The organism is Pseudomonas sp. FA-1, assembly GCF_056856075.1.
Map to the genome: position 1 here is coordinate 350,804 of NZ_JBWXTH010000002.1, position 19,522 is coordinate 370,325.

17 protein-coding genes are annotated in these 19,522 nt (G+C 65.0%); 8 read left to right on the forward strand and 9 right to left on the reverse strand.

What is annotated here, in order from left to right:
* Window position 1 precedes the first annotated feature (1 nt).
* Complete coding sequence (rapZ, locus tag AC1MHZ_RS05635; protein WP_482966118.1) at window positions 2-856, forward strand: RNase adapter RapZ; 855 nt, start codon at window positions 2-4, stop codon at window positions 854-856.
* A gap of 21 nt (window positions 857-877) precedes the next feature.
* Window positions 878-1,150 (forward strand): HPr family phosphocarrier protein, encoded by a 273-nt coding sequence (locus AC1MHZ_RS05640; RefSeq protein ID WP_084854543.1) that lies wholly within the window; start codon window positions 878-880, stop codon window positions 1,148-1,150.
* A gap of 66 nt (window positions 1,151-1,216) precedes the next feature.
* On the opposite strand, the gene pmbA is transcribed toward AC1MHZ_RS05640, so the two are convergent.
* The gene (gene pmbA, locus AC1MHZ_RS05645; RefSeq protein WP_368829958.1) at window positions 1,217-2,563 is read right to left on the reverse strand and encodes a metalloprotease PmbA; all 1,347 of its coding nucleotides are present in this window, start codon (window positions 2,561-2,563) and stop codon (window positions 1,217-1,219) included.
* A 109-nt stretch (window positions 2,564-2,672) separates the two neighbouring features.
* On the opposite strand from pmbA, the gene yjgA reads away from it, so the two are divergent.
* The gene (gene yjgA, locus AC1MHZ_RS05650) at window positions 2,673-3,194 is read left to right on the forward strand and encodes a ribosome biogenesis factor YjgA (protein WP_084854545.1); all 522 of its coding nucleotides are present in this window, start codon (window positions 2,673-2,675) and stop codon (window positions 3,192-3,194) included.
* A 123-nt stretch (window positions 3,195-3,317) separates the two neighbouring features.
* Here the strand turns inward: yjgA and tldD are convergent, their stop codons facing one another.
* From tldD to mreB, 8 genes are all read right to left on the reverse strand, one after another.
* Entirely contained in the window at window positions 3,318-4,757 is a 1,440-nt protein-coding gene (gene tldD, locus AC1MHZ_RS05655) for a metalloprotease TldD (protein ID WP_482966119.1), read from the reverse strand.
* 2 nt (window positions 4,758-4,759) lie between these two features.
* The gene (locus tag AC1MHZ_RS05660) at window positions 4,760-5,611 is read right to left on the reverse strand and encodes a carbon-nitrogen hydrolase family protein (protein WP_084854547.1); all 852 of its coding nucleotides are present in this window, start codon (window positions 5,609-5,611) and stop codon (window positions 4,760-4,762) included.
* Window positions 5,608-9,417, reverse strand: coding sequence for a YhdP family protein (locus AC1MHZ_RS05665; protein WP_482966120.1), 3,810 nt, complete (start codon window positions 9,415-9,417; stop codon window positions 5,608-5,610). The genes AC1MHZ_RS05660 and AC1MHZ_RS05665 overlap by 4 nt, the downstream gene beginning before the upstream one ends.
* A gap of 82 nt (window positions 9,418-9,499) precedes the next feature.
* Complete coding sequence (gene rng / locus AC1MHZ_RS05670; protein ID WP_084854549.1) at window positions 9,500-10,957, reverse strand: ribonuclease G; 1,458 nt, start codon at window positions 10,955-10,957, stop codon at window positions 9,500-9,502.
* A 54-nt stretch (window positions 10,958-11,011) separates the two neighbouring features.
* Complete coding sequence (locus AC1MHZ_RS05675; RefSeq protein WP_084854550.1) at window positions 11,012-11,611, reverse strand: Maf family protein; 600 nt, start codon at window positions 11,609-11,611, stop codon at window positions 11,012-11,014.
* 31 nt (window positions 11,612-11,642) lie between these two features.
* Window positions 11,643-12,131, reverse strand: a complete 489-nt coding sequence (gene mreD / locus AC1MHZ_RS05680; protein ID WP_084854551.1) for a rod shape-determining protein MreD — start codon at window positions 12,129-12,131, stop codon at window positions 11,643-11,645.
* Window positions 12,131-13,192 (reverse strand): rod shape-determining protein MreC, encoded by a 1,062-nt coding sequence (gene mreC, locus AC1MHZ_RS05685; protein ID WP_253249303.1) that lies wholly within the window; start codon window positions 13,190-13,192, stop codon window positions 12,131-12,133. The genes mreD and mreC overlap by 1 nt, the downstream gene beginning before the upstream one ends.
* Window positions 13,193-13,404: 212 nt before the next feature.
* Complete coding sequence (mreB, locus tag AC1MHZ_RS05690) at window positions 13,405-14,442, reverse strand: rod shape-determining protein MreB (protein ID WP_003255163.1); 1,038 nt, start codon at window positions 14,440-14,442, stop codon at window positions 13,405-13,407.
* Window positions 14,443-14,643: 201 nt separating this feature from the next.
* Between mreB and gatC the strand changes: the two genes are divergently transcribed.
* From gatC to AC1MHZ_RS05715, 5 genes are all read left to right on the forward strand, one after another.
* Complete coding sequence (gatC, locus tag AC1MHZ_RS05695) at window positions 14,644-14,931, forward strand: Asp-tRNA(Asn)/Glu-tRNA(Gln) amidotransferase subunit GatC (RefSeq protein WP_084854553.1); 288 nt, start codon at window positions 14,644-14,646, stop codon at window positions 14,929-14,931.
* A gap of 15 nt (window positions 14,932-14,946) precedes the next feature.
* A complete protein-coding gene (gatA, locus tag AC1MHZ_RS05700; protein WP_084854554.1) occupies window positions 14,947-16,398 on the forward strand; it encodes an Asp-tRNA(Asn)/Glu-tRNA(Gln) amidotransferase subunit GatA in 1,452 nt (483 codons plus the stop codon).
* Between the two features lie 11 nt (window positions 16,399-16,409).
* Window positions 16,410-17,855, forward strand: a complete 1,446-nt coding sequence (gene gatB / locus AC1MHZ_RS05705; protein ID WP_084854555.1) for an Asp-tRNA(Asn)/Glu-tRNA(Gln) amidotransferase subunit GatB — start codon at window positions 16,410-16,412, stop codon at window positions 17,853-17,855.
* Window positions 17,856-17,995: 140 nt separating this feature from the next.
* Window positions 17,996-18,382, forward strand: a complete 387-nt coding sequence (locus tag AC1MHZ_RS05710; RefSeq protein WP_084854597.1) for a septal ring lytic transglycosylase RlpA family protein — start codon at window positions 17,996-17,998, stop codon at window positions 18,380-18,382.
* Window positions 18,383-18,443: 61 nt separating this feature from the next.
* Entirely contained in the window at window positions 18,444-19,487 is a 1,044-nt protein-coding gene (locus AC1MHZ_RS05715) for a calcium/sodium antiporter (protein WP_084854556.1), read from the forward strand.
* The last annotated feature ends 35 nt before the right edge of the window (window positions 19,488-19,522 follow it).

Below are 19,522 nucleotides of genomic sequence, written 5' to 3' on the forward strand. Positions count from 1 at the left end.
CATGCGCCTGATCATCGTCAGCGGCCGGTCCGGCTCCGGCAAAAGTACCGCCCTCGATGTCCTGGAAGACAACGGCTATTACTGCATCGACAACCTGCCCGCCGGGTTGTTGCCGCAACTGGCCGAAAACGCACTGATCAATACCGAGCTGTTGCAACCGAAGGTGGCCGTCTCCATCGACGCGCGCAACCTGCCCAGCCACCTGACCCGCTTTCCCGACCTGCTCGAAGAGGCCCGAAGCCGGCATATCCAATGTGATGTGCTGTACCTGGACGCCGACGAGGAGACGCTGCTCAAGCGCTTCTCCGAGACCCGCCGGCGCCACCCGCTGACCAACGCCAATCGCTCCCTGGCAGAGGCGATCCGGGTCGAAAGCGAGCTGCTCGGCCCGATCTCCGACCTGGCCGACCTGAAGATCGACACCACCAACCTGAACCTCTATCAGCTGAGGGACTCGATCAAGCTGCGCCTGCTCAACCAGCCCGAGCCCGGCACCGCGTTCCTGGTCGAGTCCTTCGGTTTCAAGCGCGGCATGCCCGTGGACGCCGATCTGGTGTTCGACGTACGCTGCCTGCCCAACCCGTACTGGAAGCCGGAGTTGCGCGAGCATTCCGGGCTGGACCAGCCGGTGATCGACTACCTGGCCACCCAACCGGATGTCGAGGAGATGTTCCAGGATATCTCCAGCTACCTGCTCAAATGGCTGCCCCGCTTCGCCGCCAGCAACCGTGCGTATGTCACCATCGCCATCGGCTGCACCGGTGGGCACCATCGTTCCGTGTACCTGACCGAGCGCTTGGGCCAGTTGCTGCAACAATCCCTGAAAAACGTCCAGGTTCGCCACCGCGACCTCTAGCCCAAGGATATCCGCCCCACGATGCCCGCCCGCGAAATCACCATCATCAACAAGCTTGGCCTGCATGCCCGGGCGGCGGCCAAGTTCGTCGGCGTGGCCGGCCGCTTCCCCTGCCAGGTCAGGGTCGGGCGTGCGCCGGACAAGCTGGTCGATGGCAAGAGCATCATGGCGGTGATGATGCTCGCCGCAGGCAAAGGTACCCAGGTACACCTGATGACCGAGGGCGAGCAGGACACCGAGGCCATGGATGCCCTGGTCGAATTGATCAACAACTACTTCGACGAAGGCGAGTAGCCCTAGCCAGCCAAACAACCGGGGCCGCGAAGCGGCCCCGGTTTTTTTTTAGCAATGCGGCAGGTATCAACTCCCCGCGACAGTCATCCGTTCGATCAGCACTGAGCCACTGTGGATGTTGCTGCGGGTTTCGATATCGCTGCCGATGGCCACGATCTGCTGGAACATGTCCTTCAGGTTGCCGGCAATGGTGACTTCCTGGACCGGGAACTGGATCTCACCGTTCTCTACCCAGAAGCCCGCCGCGCCGCGGGAATAGTCGCCGGTCACCATGTTCAGGCCATGCCCCATCAATTCAGTTACCAGCAAACCGCGCCCCATGCGACGGATCAAGGCTGCCTGGTCTTCCACCCCGTGGGTGACGAACAGGTTGTGCACACCGCCAGCATTGGCAGTGCTCGGCAGGCCCAGCTTGCGCCCCGAATAAGTACCCAGCAAATAGGAAACCAGCTCGCCCTTGTCGACGAACGGCTTGGCATAGGTGGCCAGGCCATCGCCATCGAAAGCGGCACTGCCCAAGGCGCGCGGCAGGTGTGGGCGCTCGTCGAGGGTCAGCCAGGTGGGGAACAGACGCTGGCCGATGGCACCATCGAGGAACGATGACTTGCGGTACAGGTTGCCGCCGGAGATCGCCGACAGGAAGCTGCCGAACAGGCCACCGGCCAATTCGGCAGAGAACAGCACGGGCACTTCGCAGGTAGGCACCGGGCGCGCGCCCAGGCGGCTGGCTGCGCGCTGTGCGGCCCGCTGGCCGATGCTGCGCGGGTCGGCCAGCAGGTTGCCCTGACGATTGACGTCGTACCAGTAGTCGCGCTGCATCTGCCCTTCGCCTTCGGCGATCATCACGCAACTCAAGCTATGACGCGTGGAGGCATAGCTGCCGATGAAACCATGGCTGTTGCCATAGACCCGGCAGCCTTGGTGAGTGTTCAGGGTCGTGCCGTCGGCATTGAGGATGCGCGGGTCGGCATCGAAAGCCGCTGCCTCGCAGGCCAATGCCATCTCGACGGCCTTTTCCGGCTCCAGGGCCCAGTCATGATAAAGATCGAGGTCCGGGATCTCGCGGGCCATCAATGCCGCGTCGGCCAGGCCTGCACATTCATCCTCGGAGGTATGCTGGGCGATGGCCAGCGCGGCCGCGACGGTCTCGCGAATCGCCTCCGGGCCGCTGGCCGAGGTGCTGGCCGAGCCCTTGCGCTGGCCGACGTAGAGGGTGATGCCGAAGCCTTGGTCGCGGTTGAACTCGACCGTCTCGACCTCACGCTGGCGCACCGTGGTGGACAGGCCCTGCTCCAGCGACACCGCGACCTCGCAGGCGCTGGCACCTTGGCGGCGCGCTTCTGCGATGATCGCCTCGACCTGCTCCTGCAAGGCTGGCAGGTCCTTGGGGCCTACGCTCTGGACTGCACTCATGGTTTTCTCCACTCAAAATTCTGCGTTCGGCTTGGGTCATTGTACGACCGGGCCGGACAAGCGGCCCCCGACTGGTTATCATGGCGGCGATTTCCAGCGGACTGCCACCATGGTTGATTCTTACGACGACGCCTTCGACGGCGAAAAAAGCAAAACCCAGATCAAGCGCGAGCTGCATGCGCTGGTCGAACTCGGCGAGCGCCTCACCACGCTCAAGGCCGAAACCCTGGCGCGCCTGCCCTTGACCGACGAGCTGCGCAAGGCGCTGGCCGAGGCCTCCAAGCACACGGCTCATGGCGCCCGCAAACGCCATATGTCGTTCGTCGGCAAGCTGATGCGTGTACAGGACATCGACGCGATCCACGCCGTGCTCGAGCAGATGGACAGCTCTACCCGCCAGTACAACGAGCGCTTCCATAACCTGGAGCGTTGGCGCGATCGCCTGATCGATGGCAACGACGACGACCTCGAACGTTTCGTCAACGAGTACCCCGACACCGATCGCCAGCACCTGCGTTCGCTGATCCGCCATGCCCAGCACGAGAAGGCACGGAACAAGCCACCCGCCGCCGCGCGCAAGGTCTTCAAGTACATCCGCGACCTCGACGAACTGCAGCGCGGGTTGCGCTGAGCCCTGCCGAGGGGGCCCGCAGGAGCGGGCCTGCACCGCCAAGCCGGTAATACAGTGCCGGCTGGCACCGGTTTCGCCGGTATTCGCAAGGCGCGCCCGCTCCCATATCGGCCCCCGCTGGCATCACGCGCCGGTACCACCCACAGTGATCGCATCGAGCTTCAAGGTCGGCTGGCCAACGCCCACCGGCACCGATTGCCCATCCTTGCCACAGGTCCCGACCCCGCTGTCCAGGGCCAGGTCGTTACCGACCATCGACACCCGGCTCATCGCCTCCGGACCATTGCCGATCAGGGTGGCGCCCTTGACCGGCGCAGTGATCTTGCCGTCTTCGATCAAATACGCCTCGCTGGTGGAGAACACGAACTTGCCGCTGGTGATATCCACCTGACCACCGCCAAGGTTCGCGCAATAGATGCCCTTTTTCACCGAGGCGATGATTTCCTGCGGGTCGCTCTCACCGGCGCGCATATAGGTGTTGGTCATGCGCGGCATCGGCAGGTGCGCATAGGACTCGCGACGACCGTTGCCGGTGACCGCCATGCCCATGAGCCGCGCATTGAGCTTGTCCTGCATGTAGCCTTTGAGGATGCCGTTCTCGATCAGGGTGGTGCATTCGGTCGGGGTGCCCTCGTCATCGACGCTCAGGGAACCGCGGCGGCCCTCAAGGGTGCCATCGTCGACGATGGTGCACAGCTTGGACGCCACCTGTTCACCGATACGCCCGCTGTAGGCCGAACTGCCCTTGCGGTTGAAATCGCCTTCCAGGCCGTGGCCCACAGCTTCGTGCAACAGCACGCCGGACCAGCCTGGGCCCAACACCACTGGCAAGGTACCGGCCGGTGCCGGCTTGGCCTCGAGGTTGACCAACGCCTGGCGCAGGGCCTCGCGGGCGTAGCCCATGACGCGCTCCTCGGTGAAGTAGCGGTAGTCGGTGCGCCCGCCGCCGCCCTGCCCGCCACGTTCGCGGCGGCCGTTCTGTTCGACGATCACGCTGACATTGAAGCGCACCAGCGGCCGCACGTCGGCCGCCAGGCTGCCATCGACCGCAGCCACCAGGATGCGCTCCCAGACCCCGGCCATGCTCACCGTAACCTGCTGGATACGAGGGTCCAGGGCACGGGTCGCGGCGTCCACACGCTTGAGCAGCTCGACCTTCTCGGCACGGCTGAGCACGTCCAGCGGGTTGTCCTGGGCGTACAGCGCCGTCACCTGCTGGCTGCGGAAGGCCTGCACGCGGCCCTCCTGCCCGGCGCGGGAAATCGAACGGGCGGCACGGGCCGCCGAGGTCAGAGCCTCGAGGTTGATCGCGTTGCTGTAGGCGAAACCGGTCTTCTCACCGGACTGGGCACGCACGCCCACGCCCTGGTCGAGGTTGAAGCTACCCTCCTTGACGATGCCGTCCTCCAGCGCCCAGGTTTCCGAGATCTGGCCCTGGAAATACAGGTCGGCAGAATCGATGCCTGGGCCTGCCAACTCGCCCAGCACAGCCTGCAGGCTGTCCAGGGTCAGTCCGCCCGGGGCCAGGAGCTGTTCGCTGACGGTGGATAACATCTGGCTCATAGTCACTCCGAGGTGTGCGCAGGCCGCAAGGCGTCCTGCGAGAAAAAGCGCCGGTGCTGGGCAACCGGCATTCGCGCCCTGATGGACGCCTGTTCAATGCTGTCGCGCTCGGCCAGCAATACTGCTTCGCCGCGCGCCTGTTCGGCGACGATCCGCCCCCAGGGGTCGATGATCGCTGCATGGCCATGGGTTTCCCGTGGCCCCGGGTGGGTACCGCCCTGGGCGGCAGCGAGCACGTAGCACTGGGTTTCGATGGCGCGCGCACGAACAAGCACCTCCCAATGCGCGGCCCCGGTCACCGCTGTGAAGGCCGACGGTGCGCTGATCAGTTCGGCCCCGGCGGCACGCAGTGCGCTGTACAGCTCGGGGAACCGCAGGTCGTAGCACACCGAAAGCCCGAGGCGCCCCACCGGGGTATCGGCCACCACCACCTGGGCACCATGGGCGTAGTCATCGGACTCGCGATAGCGGCCCCGGTTGTCAGCCACGTCCACATCGAACAGGTGCAGCTTGTCGTAGCGCGCCGCCACTTCCCCATGCTCATCGATCAACAATGAGCAGGCATGGGCCTTCGCGTCAGGCTGACCGACCGGCGGCAGGGGCAAGGTGCCGGCGACAATCCATAACCTGAGGTCGCGGGCGGCACGTTTCAACCATGGAAGGATCGGCCCCTGACCAAGGGCTTCGGCACGACCGATCGCCGCTGTATCGCGCCGCCCCATGGCGGCGAAGTTCTCGGGCAACACCGCCAGCCGGGCACCGCCACTGGCAGCCTGCTCCAGCAGGGCCCTGGCGTGTTGCAGGTTGGTCAGTACGTCGTCCTGGCTGACCATCTGGATGACCGCAGACTTCATTGGCGTTTCTCGAAAGGTTTCACAAAGGTGATTCTAGGCTCTTTCCAGGGCCCCTCGACGCGGTAGTGCACACTGGCGAAACGCGACACCCGATCACCGATCAGGCGATCGACCAGGAACAACGCACCGCCGACGGCCGGTGCACCGACAATCAGGGCAGCCAGTGGCAGGTTGTTGGTGACGGGCAGGCTGACCTGCAGGTTGGCATCGACGCGGTCGCGGACCAAGTCAAGGGTGCCATCGAGCTCGAAGTTGCTCGAGGGCCCGGTGATGGTGATCGGCTCACGGGTCACGTAGACCCCTTCGCTGGCGACCAGCAGGCCCTTGACCCGGTCATAGGCCAGGCCCTTGTCGAACAGGTCGGAGAAGTCCAGGCGCAGGCGGCGGCCGATGGAATTGAAATTGAGCAGGCCGAACACCCGCAGTGCCTGGGCTCCGCCCTCCACCTCGACGAACTGGCCGGAACGCAAGGCGGCATCGAGGCTGCCGGAGAAGCGCTTGAGCCCGACCCAGGCCGGCGAACCCGGCCAGCGGCCATCCACGTCCAGGCGGAAGTCGCGGCTGGTAGCGGTGGGCGCAAAGCCCCAGGCCTTGAGCACATCGGCGAGGTTGTTGCCTTCCAGGCGGCCTTTGTACCAACTGCCCGTGCTCCCCGGCTCCCCTTCCCAGCCACCGCTCCCATCGATGCGCAGCCCCTTGAGATCCAGATCGACATCATCGAATTTCATGCCGCGCGGGGTAGGCCGCAGCTTGACCGCGAAACTGCCGAACAGGTCATCACCGCGGTACAGCTTGTCGACGGTCAGATCCAGGGCTGGCACCTTGCGTGGGTCGAAGCTGCCCAAGGGGTCCGGTGCATCCTCGGGTTGCTGACCAGCAGGCTCGCCGGGGGGCAGGCGCAGGGTCTGCAACCTGACGACCATGGGCGCGGCCTTGGCATCGGGGATGCGCGCATTACCGATGACTTCGCGGCTGTCCAGGCGCAGGTCCCATGTACCGGCCCCACGCACCAGGCGCACGACAGCCTGGTTCAAGTCCATGTCGAACGCCTTGAGCCGGCCGATGCTCAGGTCCACGCCCTGCAGACGCTGCCTGGCGTTACCGCCTGGGTCCTGGCCTGCCAAGCGCTCCATCTGTGCTTGCCAGGGCGCCAGGTCCAGGGCTTCCAGGCGCCCACGAACCCGCACGCCCTGGCCTGCCGGAAGCTGTGCGCGACCGCTGCCCAGCAGCAGCTCGCCTCGCCCCTGGGCAAGGTTCTCGATGGGCGCGGCATAGGCCAGGTGCGCAAGGTCGCCGTAGCTGGCGTCCAGGCGCCGCTCGGGCCCTTGCAGGGTCATGCTGAAGCGGCTGTCCAGGGTATCCTGCGCAGCCTTGGTGAAAGGCGCAGGCAGGTCGATGGCCAGCCCTTTGAGCGAGGAGTTCACGGTCAAGCGGTTGTCGCGGCTTCCCAGGATCACCTGCAACTGGTAGGGCAGCTCGCCCGCAGCCGGCAAGGGCTGATCGAACTTCAACCAATCGGTCAGCGCCTTCAGGGCCACGGCTCCCTTGGCATCGATGCGGGTCTGGATCTGCCCGGGCTGGCCTTCGGCGAAGATCTGCGCCGTGACGGGTTTGCCGAATGCCTGGAAGGCGATGCCCTTGCCGCTCAGGCCTTTATCCAGGTCGAAGCTGAAATCACCCTTGAGCCGGCTCAGATCCAGGGTCGGCGGCGCCACCTTCAGGCGCGCGTCGGCCGTGGCGAAATCGACCACGACCTTGGGCCGCTCGCCACGGGCCAGGGGAATGTCGAGCTTGACCTTGCCCTTGAGCGGCCCCTCGCCTTCCCAGCCGGCGAAGATCTCGCCCGTGCCGATGGGCGCTTGCTGCAGGATCTTCAAACCGTCGCCCAAGCGTCCGTCGAAATCGCCGTTCAGGTACAGGTGGCTGTGCTGGCCCTCGTCGACGTGGGGAATGTCGACGCTGACATCGCGTACCTGGGTATCGAGCAACAGACCGCGCCGGGCCTTGATGCGCACGCCGCTGTCCTCGATGTAGACATCACCGTCGACCTGCTGCACCTGGGGCCAGCCAGGCTGGAAGTCCAGGGCGGCGTCATGCACCTTGAAGAACAAGCTGATGCTGCGGGCCTCAGAGGCCACACCATGGTTCAGGGAGCCCTGGTACTGGAAATAGCCCTCGTCCACGGCGCCCTTGACGATGGCACTGCGCAGCCATTCATTCAGCGCAGGGCTGAGTACTTCAGGCAGGTACTTGGCGGTATAGCGGCCGTCGCCCTCGGTCAGGCCCACCCGCAGGTCCATGTAGTCCTCGCGGCCTTCCTCGAACAGCAGGCGGATGAGGAAGTCGGCAGCGATCCGGCCCTCCTCGCCGAGCACCTTGATATAGGGCGCTACGAGGGTGAAACCTTCCTTGTCCAAGCGCCAGGTAAGCCGTGCGTTGGCCTTCTGGTAGTGCCAGGGTTTGGCGAAGATCGGGTACAGGTGCAGCATGAAGGCGTCGGTGTCCAGGCGCAGCTCGCCCTGGCCGAGATCGCCGCTGATGCTGCCGTTGACGTTTCCGGCCGCCGGGGCGTTGTGGTAGGCATCGAAGCCGACCTTCTCCAGGTTGGCAGCGAACGCCAGGCGCTGGTCGCCTTCGGCCTTGGGGCGGATATCCAGGCGCAGGTTACGCAGCGAGCCGGTGACCTTGAGCCCATCGACCACGGCCATGAGTTTGTCCGGCAGCGGCGCCAGTGCATCGACCAGGGGCGTCAACGGCGTCAGGTCCAGGCGGTCGGCCTGCACCTGCCAGCGGTCCTGGGTCGGGTCCTGCCTGACCTGCAGATGGGTCTCCCAGCGGGTGTCGCCCAGGCTCATGGCGAGCGAATCGACCACACCCTCGACACCTTTCTCGCCCCGCTGGAGCCACGCCGACACCGCCAGGTTATCCACGGTGACCGCCTTGCGCCCGGTGTAGGCACCGCGCAACTGCGGAGCGTTGAGGCGTACCACGGCGCGCTGCAGTTGGCCGTTGCGCCAGTCGACCCAGATTTCACCGCCGGCCCGCAGTGTCTCGGCCTGCCATTGCCCAAGCAAGCGCGGGGGCAGCCAGCGGGCCCAGTCGCTTTGCGGCAGGCTCAGGTAGGCCTGCACCTGGCCATCGCGCCAGGCCTTGGCAGTGGCACGGCTGCGCAGGTTGACCGCCAGGGGTTGACCGTCGGGCAAGGTGCCGCGCAGGTCCAGGGCCTGGCGCGACGGGCCGGCCTCGAGGCCAAGGCTGACATAGGTAAGGGTAAGTGGGTCGCGCTGCCAGGGATGAAGGGTGACCTGGCTGTCGAAGGCATCGACCCTGCCCAGCTGCTGCAGGCGCTGCAGGACCTGCGCGGGGTCCAGGGGAGCATCGTCCTGGCGCGGCAAGCCTTCGAGCGCCCAGGCGCCCTGCTCGTCTTCGCGCAGGATCAGTTGCAGCCCGCCGAGCTGGATACGCGCCAGGCGCAGTTCGCGAGCCTTGAGGCTGGCCCACAGGTCGGGGACCACCTTGACTTCATCCAGGCGCAACGCCGCAGCCCCTTCGCCCACCTGCAGGTCACGCACGTGCAACACTGGCGCCAGGCCGCTCCAGCGCCCCTCCAGGGCTCCCACGTGCACCGGCAGGCCCAGCGCCTGCTCGGCCTTGCTCTGGACATCGGCACGGTACTCGGCCACCAGCGGCACCAGTTCCCGACCGAGGCTGACATACAGCGCCACCAGCACCGCCAGCAGGGCGCAGACTCCCAGCCCCCAGCGGGTCAAGGCGCCTAGAACGTGGGTCAGACGTCCCATGGCCATGGCCCTCCAAGTCGTGCCTTAACTATGGCTCGGTGCCGTGGTTTTACCAGTGCCGCCGAACGCAGAAGGGTTTCAGAACGCGTCAGAGCAGCACCACATCGTATTGTTCCTGGGAATACATGGACTCAACCTGGAAGCGAATGGTTCGGCCGATGAATGCCTCGAGCTCAGCCACGTTGCCGGACTCTTCATCCAGCAGGCGGTCGACCACCTTCTGGTTGGCCAGCACCCGATAGCCCTCGGCCTGGTAGGCGCGGGCCTCGCGGAGGATTTCACGGAAGATTTCATAGCACACGGTTTCTGGGGTCTTCAGCTTGCCGCGCCCCTGGCAGGCGATGCACGGCTCGCACAGCACCTGCTCGAGGCTCTCGCGGGTACGCTTGCGAGTCATCTGCACCAACCCAAGCTCGGTGATGCCGATGATGTTGGTCTTGGCATGGTCACGCTCGAGCTGCTTCTCGAGGGTACGCAGGACCTGGCGCTGATGATCCTCATCCTCCATGTCGATGAAGTCGATGATGATGATGCCGCCGATGTTGCGCAGGCGCAGTTGCCGGGCAATGGCGGTGGCGGCCTCGAGGTTGGTCTTGAAGATGGTTTCCTCGAGGTTGCGGTGGCCGACGAAGGCGCCGGTATTGACGTCGATGGTGGTCATGGCCTCGGCCGGGTCGACCACCAGGTAGCCACCGGACTTGAGCGGCACCTTGCGCTCCAGGGCACGCTGGATCTCGTCCTCGACGCCATACAGGTCGAAGATCGGCCGCTCGCCTGGGTAGTGTTCGAGACGGTCGGCGATTTCCGGCATGAGTTCGGCGACGAACTGCGTGGTCTTCTGGAAGGTTTCCCGCGAGTCGATACGGATCTTCTCGATCTTGGGGTTGACCAGGTCGCGCAGCGTGCGCAGGGCCAGCCCAAGGTCTTCGTAGATCACCAAGGGGGCACCGCAGGTCTTGATCTGGCTGCCGATCTGCTCCCAAAGCCTGCGCAGGTAGCGGATGTCCTGCAGGATGTCGTCGGCCCGGGCGCCTTCGGCAGCGGTGCGCAGGATGAAGCCGCCGGCGTCCTTGATGTCTTCCTTTTCGACACAATCGCTGACCACCTGCTTGAGCCGCTCGCGCTCGGCCTCGTCCTCGATCTTCAGGGAAATACCCACATGGCTGCTGCGTGGCATGTAGACCAGGTAGCGCGACGGGATCGACAGCTGGGTAGTCAGGCGAGCGCCCTTGGTGCCGATCGGGTCTTTCGTGACCTGCACCACCAGGGCCTGGCCTTCGTGGACCAGCGCGGTGATGTTTTCCACCGCCGAGCCTTCGCGCTGGGAGATCTCCGATGCATGGATGAACGCAGCGCGCTCCAGGCCGATATCGACGAAAGCCGCCTGCATGCCTGGCAGCACGCGCACCACCTTGCCTTTGTAGATATTGCCGACGATGCCCCGGCGCTGGGTGCGCTCGACATGCACCTCCTGCAACACGCCGTTCTCCACCACTGCCACGCGTGATTCCATCGGGGTGATGTTGATCAGGATCTCTTCACTCATGGCAGGCTCTCGTCAAAGGTCTTGGGTAATGATGGATCGCCGTCAGGTCGCTGGCTAGCGCGAAGCTGGAACCTCATGTTGCTGCCAGCATGGGATGGAGAACTGCTCCAACAGCTGGGCGGTCTCGAACAGGGGCAGGCCGACGACGGTCGAATAGCTGCCCATCAACTCCCTGACGAACACCGCGCCCAGGCCCTGGATGGCGTAGCCCCCGGCCTTGTCCAGCGGCTCGCCGGTGGTCCAGTAGCGCTCGGCCTCTTCCCGGGTGATGGGGCGGAAATACACGAGGGTCCCGACGCAGATGTCCAGGCAACGCTGGCCGTCGGTCACCGCGATGGCCGTGATGACCTGATGATGGTCATCGGACAGTTCGGCCAGCATGGCCAAGGCATGCTCACGATCACGAGGTTTACCGAGGATCCGTCCGCCGATCGACACCACGGTGTCGGCCCCCAGCACCACGCCAGGCCCGTTCAGCTGCGCAAAACCTGCACCAGCCTTGGCCCGGGCCAGACGCACGGCGTAGGCAGAAACGCCCTCGTCGGGCAGCGGGGTTTCGTCGATGTCGGCCTTGATGGTGGTGAACGGTACGCCGATCTGGGTAAGCAGCTCACGGCGGCGTGGCGAGGCGGAGGCCAGGTACAGCGGCTTCATGTCGACATCTCCCTGTCAGTCGGCGGTGCCGTCAGTTGATGTGCAAGCGTCGGCGCAGGTCGCGCAGGGCGAAACTGATCCAGGGCCAGAGCAAGGCACTGATCACTGCCGACCAGACCAGTGCCAGCGTCGGCAGGCGGTTGCCGGTCAGGGCGCTGAGCCACAGCTGGATCAACTGGGCGATACCGAAGATCACCAGGATCACCAGGCTCTGCTGCCACATCGGGTACATGCGCAGGCGCTGTTGCAGGGACAGCACCAGGAAGGTGATCAAGGTCAGTACCAGAGCGTTTTGCCCAAGTAGCGTGCCGTACAGGACGTCTTCGGCCAGACCCAGGACGAAAGCGGTGGTCATGCCGACCTTGTTGGGCACTGCGAGGGTCCAGAAGGACACCAGCATCGCCAGCCACATAGGACGGAACACTTCCATGAACTGGGGCATCGGCGAGACGCTGAGCAACAGGCCGATCGCGAAGGTCAGCCAGATGGCCCAGCCGTTCTTGCTGCGGGAACGCGCCATCATTCTCTCCGGGGTGGGTTCGGGGCCGCTGGGGCCGATGCCGGGCTGGCAGGCGCCACGGGCGCAGGTGCAGCAGCAGGCACCGCAGGTGCAGTCGAAGGCGTTGCAGGTGCCGCGCCGGACGTTGCCGGTTCAGCGCCAGGTGTAGCGGGCGCCGGCGCGGGCGCGGTCTGCCCGTTTCCACCGGTGGCCTGGCCTTGTTCCGGTGTGCCCTTGCGGTCGGCCTCTTCCTGGGCGAGTGCAGCGTCCGTGGCCCGTTCCTCTGGCGTACGCCGGTCGCTGAACACCAGCAGCATGTAGCGGCTGCGGTTGAGTGCGGCCGTGGGAATGGCGCGGACGATGGCGAACGGCTGGCCGGAATCGTGGATCACTTCGTTGACCGTGGCCACCGGATAACCGGCCGGGAAACGCTGGCCCATACCGGAGCTGACCAGCAAGTCACCTTCCTTGATGTCGGCGGTATCCGCCACATGGCGCAGCTCCAGGCGCTCCGGGTTGCCGGTGCCGCTGGCGATGGCGCGCAGGCCGTTACGGTTGACCTGTACCGGGATGCTGTGGGTGGTATCGGTCAGCAACAACACCCGGGCGGTGTAGGGCATCAGCTCCACCACCTGCCCCATCAGGCCCCGGGCGTCGAGCACCGGCTGGCCGAGAAACACGCCGTCGCGTTCGCCCTTGTTGATCAGGATACGGTGGGTGAACGGGTTGGGGTCGACACCGATGAGCTCGGCCACTTCGACCTTCTCGTTGACCAGCGCCGAGGAATTGAGCAGCTCGCGCAGCCGCACGTTCTGTTCGGTCAGGGCCGCCAGTTTCTGCAGGCGCCCCTGCAGCAGCAGGGCTTCGGTCTTGAGTTTCTCGTTTTCCGCGATCAGCTCGGTACGGCTGCCGAACTGGCTGGCCACACCCTGCCACAGGCGCTGCGGCAGGTCGGTGATCCAATAGGACTCCATCAGCACCAGCCCCATCTGGCTGCGCACTGGCTTGAGCACGGCGAAACGCGAGTCGACCACCATCAGCGCGACCGACAGCACCACCAGTACCAGGAGACGAACGCCCAGCGAAGGGCCCTTGGAGAAAAGCGGTTTAATGGGCCGTTCCTCGTGGACGACGATTCAGGAGGTCATTGGACATGGGGCAATGCACCGGCCTGCTTGCGGGTTGAACGGAAACGACGCCCGGACGGACGCCAGCCCAGCGCATACAGGTAGCACTGTGCGTGCCACCTGTAAACCGGGCGAACACAATCCATGCATGCATGGATGGCGCAGGATCACTCGCTGGAGAGCAGGTCCATGGCGTGCTTGTCCATCATCTCCAGCGCACGGCCACCACCACGGGCGACGCAGGTCAGGGGATCTTCGGCGACGATCACCGGCAAGCCGGTTTCCTGGGCCAGCAGCTTGTCCAGGTCGCGCAGCAGCGCGCCACCACCCGTCAGCACCAGGCCACGTTCGGCGATGTCCGAGGCCAGCTCCGGCGGCGACTGCTCCAGGGCGCTCTTGACCGCCTGGACGATGGTCGCCAGGGACTCCTGCAGCGCTTCGAGCACTTCGTTGGAGTTCAGGGTGAAGGCACGCGGTACGCCTTCGGCCAGGTTACGACCACGGACGTCGACTTCGCGCACTTCGCCGCCCGGGTAGGCAGTACCGATTTCCTGCTTGATGCGCTCGGCGGTGGATTCGCCGATCAGGCTGCCGTAGTTGCGGCGCACGTAGGTGACGATGGCTTCGTCGAAGCGGTCGCCGCCAACCCGTACGGATTCGGCATAGACCACGCCATTGAGGGAGATCAGGGCGATTTCGGTGGTACCGCCACCGATGTCCACGACCATCGAACCACGAGCCTCTTCGACCGGCAGGCCGGCACCGATGGCAGCGGCCATCGGCTCTTCGATCAGGAACACCTCGCGGGCGCCGGCGCCCAGGGCGGATTCGCGAATGGCGCGACGCTCCACCTGGGTCGACTTGCACGGCACGCAGATCAGCACGCGCGGGCTGGGCTGCAGGAAGCTGTTCTCGTGAACCTTGTTGATGAAGTACTGCAGCATTTTTTCACAAACGCTGAAATCGGCGATCACGCCGTCCTTCATCGGACGAATGGCAGCGATGTTGCCAGGCGTACGGCCCAGCATGCGCTTGGCCTCGGTGCCGACCGCGACGACGCTTTTCTGGTTGCCGTGGGTACGAATGGCAACAACCGAGGGTTCATTCAGGACGATACCGCGCTCACGCACGTAAATAAGGGTGTTGGCAGTACCCAGGTCGATGGACAGATCGCTGGAAAACATGCCACGCAGTTTCTTGAACATGGGAAAGTGACCCTAGGCAAAGCGTGGGTAAAAAAGTGCGGCAAACTCTAACAATGGCAGGGATTTTGGGCAAGGAGCCAATATGTTAAATTGGCAGTTTTTCCGAGCACGCCAGCAGATGATCGTCGCCATATGACCATCAAAATGCTGGCATGTTCCTCACTTCGGACCCCATCCGTTCCGTTTCTCCTGGAGATCCCCATGGCGCTTCAACGCTGCGACGTGGAAAAGATCGCCCATCTGGCCCGCCTGGGCCTGAATGAAGGCGAACTGCCACGCATTACCGATGCCTTGAACAGTATTCTCGGGCTGGTCGACCAGATGCAAGCCGTCGACACCAGCGGCATCGAGCCCCTGGCCCACCCCCTGGAGGCCAGCCAGCGCCTGCGCCCCGACCAGGTCACCGAAAGCAACCAGCGCGACCGCTACCAGGCCATCGCCCCGGCGACCGAAAACGGCCTGTACCTGGTTCCGAAAGTCATCGAGTAAGGGAAAGAGCCTGCCATGCATCAATTGACCCTGGCCGAGATCGCCCGCGGACTCGCCGACAAGTCGTTTTCTTCCGAAGAGCTGACCGGCGCCCTGCTGGCGCGTATCAAGCAGCTCGACCCTCAGATCAACAGCTTCATCAGCGTCACCGAGGAACAGGCACTGCAACAAGCTCGCGCCGCCGACGCCCGCCGCGCCAACGGCGAAGCCGGTGCCCTGCTTGGCGCACCGATCGCCCACAAGGACCTGTTCTGCACCAGCGGCATCCGCACCAGCTGCGGTTCGAAGATGCTCGACAACTTCAAGGCACCCTATGACGCCACCGTGGTCGCCAAGCTGGCCGAAGCCGGCATGGTCACCCTGGGCAAGACCAACATGGACGAATTCGCCATGGGCTCGGCCAACGAGTCCAGCCACTATGGCGCGGTGAAGAACCCGTGGAACCTCGAGCACGTCCCGGGCGGCTCCTCGGGCGGTTCGGCCGCCGCGGTGGCCGCGCGCCTGCTGCCAGTGGCCACCGGCACCGATACCGGCGGCTCTATCCGCCAGCCGGCGGCCCTGACCAACCTCACCGGCCTCAAGCCGACCTACGGCCGCGTCTCGCGCTGGGGCATGATCGCCTATGCCTCGAGCCTCGACCAGGGCGGCCCGATGGCCCGCACCGCCGAAGACTGCGCCCTGCTGCTGCAAGGCATGGCCGGTTTCGACGCCAAGGACTCCACCAGCATCGACGAGCCGGTGCCGGACTACAGCGCCAACCTGAACGCGCCGCTCGAAGGCCTGCGCATCGGCCTGCCGAAGGAATACTTCGGCGCCGGCCTCGACCCGCGCATCGCCGACCTGGTCCAGGCCAGCGTCAAAGAACTGCAGAAGCTCGGCGCGGTGATCAAGGAAATCAGCCTGCCGAACATGCAGCACGCTATCCCCGCGTACTACGTGATCGCACCGGCAGAAGCTTCCTCCAACCTGTCGCGCTTCGACGGCGTACGCTTCGGTTACCGCTGCGAGGAGCCCAAAGACCTCACCGACCTGTACAAGCGCTCCCGTGGCGAAGGCTTCGGCGTCGAAGTGCAGCGCCGTATCATGGTCGGCACCTACGCCCTGTCCGCCGGCTACTACGACGCCTACTACGTGAAGGCGCAACAGATCCGCCGCCTGATCAAGAACGACTTCATGGCCGCCTTCAACGATGTCGACCTGATCCTTGGCCCGACCACGCCGAACCCGGCCTGGAAGCTCGGCGCCAAGAGCAGCGACCCGGTCGCCGCCTACCTCGAGGACGTCTACACCATCACCGCCAACCTGGCGGGCCTGCCGGGCCTGTCGATGCCGGCCGGTTTCGTCGATGGCCTGCCGGTCGGCGTGCAGCTGCTGGCCCCGTACTTCCAGGAAGGCCGCCTGCTCAACGTCGCGCACCGCTACCAGCAAGTCACCGACTGGCACACCCGCGCTCCTAACGGCTTCTGAGGAATTCACACATGCAATGGGAAGTTGTGATCGGGCTGGAGATTCATACCCAGCTCGCCACCCAGTCGAAGATCTTCTCCGGCAGCGCCACCACCTTCGGCTCCGAACCGAACACCCAGGCCAGCCTGGTCGACCTCGGCATGCCTGGCGTCCTGCCGGTGCTGAACCAGGAAGCCGTGCGCATGGCCTGCATGTTCGGCCTGGCCATCGATGCCCAGATCGGCAAGCGCAACGTGTTCGCGCGCAAGAACTACTTCTACCCGGACCTGCCCAAGGGCTACCAGATCAGCCAGATGGACCTGCCGATCGTCGGCAAGGGCCACCTGGACATCGCCCTGGAAGACGGCACCATCAAGCGCATCGGCATCACCCGCGCGCACCTGGAGGAAGACGCCGGCAAGAGCCTGCACGAAGACTTCAGCGGCTCCACCGGCATCGACCTGAACCGCGCCGGCACCCCGCTGCTGGAGATCGTCTCCGAACCTGACATGCGCAGTGCCAAGGAAGCGGTGGCCTACGTCAAGGCGATCCACGCCCTGGTGCGCTACCTGGGCATCTGCGACGGCAACATGGCCGAAGGCTCGCTGCGCTGCGACTGCAACGTCTCGGTACGGCCGAAGGGCCAGGCCGAGTTCGGCACGCGCTGCGAGATCAAGAACGTCAACTCGTTCCGCTTCATCGAACGCGCCATCAACAGCGAGATCCAGCGCCAGATCGACCTGATCGAGGACGGCGGCAAGGTGGTCCAGGAAACCCGCCTGTACGATCCGAACAAGGACGAGACCCGCTCCATGCGCAGCAAGGAGGAAGCCAACGACTACCGTTACTTCCCCGACCCGGACCTGCTGCCGGTGGTCATCGAGGACAGCTTCCTCGAAACCGTCCGCGCCGGCCTGCCGGAGCTGCCGCAACAGAAGGTCGAGCGTTTCCAGAGCCAGTATGGCCTGTCGGCCTATGACGCCAACGTGCTGGCCGCCAGCCGTGAACAGGCCGACTACTTCGAAGAAGTCGCTCGCATCGGTGGTGACGCCAAGCTGGCCGCCAACTGGGTGATGGTCGAACTGGGCAGCCTGCTCAACAAGCTGGGCGTGGAGATCGACCAGGCACCGGTGAGCGCCGAGCAGCTCGGCGGCATGCTGCTGCGCATCCGTGACAACACCATCAGCGGCAAGATCGCCAAGACCGTGTTCGAGGCCATGGCCGCCGGTGAAGGCGATGCCGACAGCATCATCGAAAGCCGTGGCCTCAAGCAGGTCACCGACACCGGCGCGATCGACAAGATGCTCGACGAAGTGCTCGCCGCCAATGCCGAACAGGTCGAACAGTATCGCGCCGCCGACGAGGCCAAGCGCGGCAAGATGTTCGGCTTCTTCGTCGGCCAGGCGATGAAGGCGTCCAAAGGCAAGGCCAACCCGGGGCAAGTGAACCAATTGCTCAAGGCCAAGCTCGAAGGGTAACGCGGTATTGGGGCCGCTTGGCGACCCATCGCGGCACAAGGCTGCTCCTACAGGTTCGAAGCCCTGTAGGAGCGGCCTTGTGCCGCGATCGAGGGTAACGCCCTCGCCTACTGCTTCCTTATAACGGAGCACCTGAATTGATACGCCGTTCTTTCAGCGCCCTCGCGCTCTTCTCCCTGCTGGCCGGCTGTGCCAGCCATGACATCGCTTCCCGCGACATCGATTCCCGAGGCTATGACCAGACCGGCGTCGCCTCCTATTATGGCTCCCGCCATCACGGCAAACGCACTGCCAGCGGCGAGCGCTTCAACCAACATGGCCTGACCGCCGCCCACCGCAGCCTGCCCTTCGGCAGCCGGGTGCTGGTCACCAACCTGGCCAACAAACGCAGCGTCGTGGTACGCATCAACGACCGAGGCCCGCATACCCGCGGCCGATTGATCGACCTGTCACGGGCCGCAGCAGAAAAAATCGGCATGATCCGTAGCGGAACGGCGCGCGTCCGGGTACAAGGGCTAAGCGACTGACCTGACAGGAGTCCCGACCATTTTCGACCTGGCCACCCTCCCCACCTTCAGCCTCCTGCAACTGGGCTTCGGCCTGGTGTTGCTGGTGATCGGTGCCGAGCTGCTGGTGCGCGCCGCGCTTCGCCTGGCCCTGCGCCTGCACGTGCGCCCGCTGATCATCGGCCTGAGCCTGGTGGCCTTCGGCAGCACCGCGCCACAATTGACCGTGAGCCTGCAGGCGGCCTTCCAGGGCGCCCCTGACGTCGCGGTGGGCAGCGTGATCGGCAGCAACATCTTCAATGTGCTGGTGATTCTCGGGCTGGCGGCGCTGGTTATTCCCCTGCGCGTTTCCCGGCAGTTGGTGCGCCTGGATATCCCACTGATGATCGCCGCCAGCGGCCTGGTCTACCTGCTGGCCGGCAATGGCCTGCTGGGCCGGCTCGAAGGCCTGCTGCTGGTCCTGGGCTTGCTGGGCTACCTGGGCATGCTGTGGCACCAGTCACGGCATTACGCCCGTACCTACCCTGCCCCGGAAACCGTGCACACCAGTGCCGGGCGCTTCTGGAGCGGCGCAATACTGCAGGTGCTGCTGGGCCTGGGCCTGCTGAGTCTCGCCGGCCATTTGCTGCTCGAAGCTGCCGTAGAAGTGGCCACCGACCTGGGGCTCTCCGAACGCATCATCGGCCTCACGGTGGTTGCCGTCTGCACGTCCTTGCCGGAGCTGGCCGCCGCCCTGATCGCAGCGCTGCGTGGTGAACGGGAGATCGCGGTGGGCACGGTGATCGGCAGCAACCTGTTCAACCTGCTGGCCGTGCTGGGCCTGACCGCAGTGGTCGCGCCAGAGCCTCTGTCGATTTCGCCCAACGCCCTGGACTTCGACCTGCCCGTGATGTTGGGTGTCGCGGTGTTGAGCCTGCCGGTGTTCTATTCCGGCTACCGCGTCACCCGTGCCGAAGGGCTGGTATTTCTCTGCCTCTACCTGGCCTACGGCCTGCATGTGGTGGCCTTCACCACAGGCATGCCTCTGGCCGGGCGGCTGGAACACCTGATGTTGTTCTACGTCTTGCCGGTGCTGGCTGCGGTGTTGCTGTACACCACGGTACGGGCGTGGCGGCGCCAGCACTGATTGATATAGGGCTTAGGCGGGTCTCTTAGGCGCAG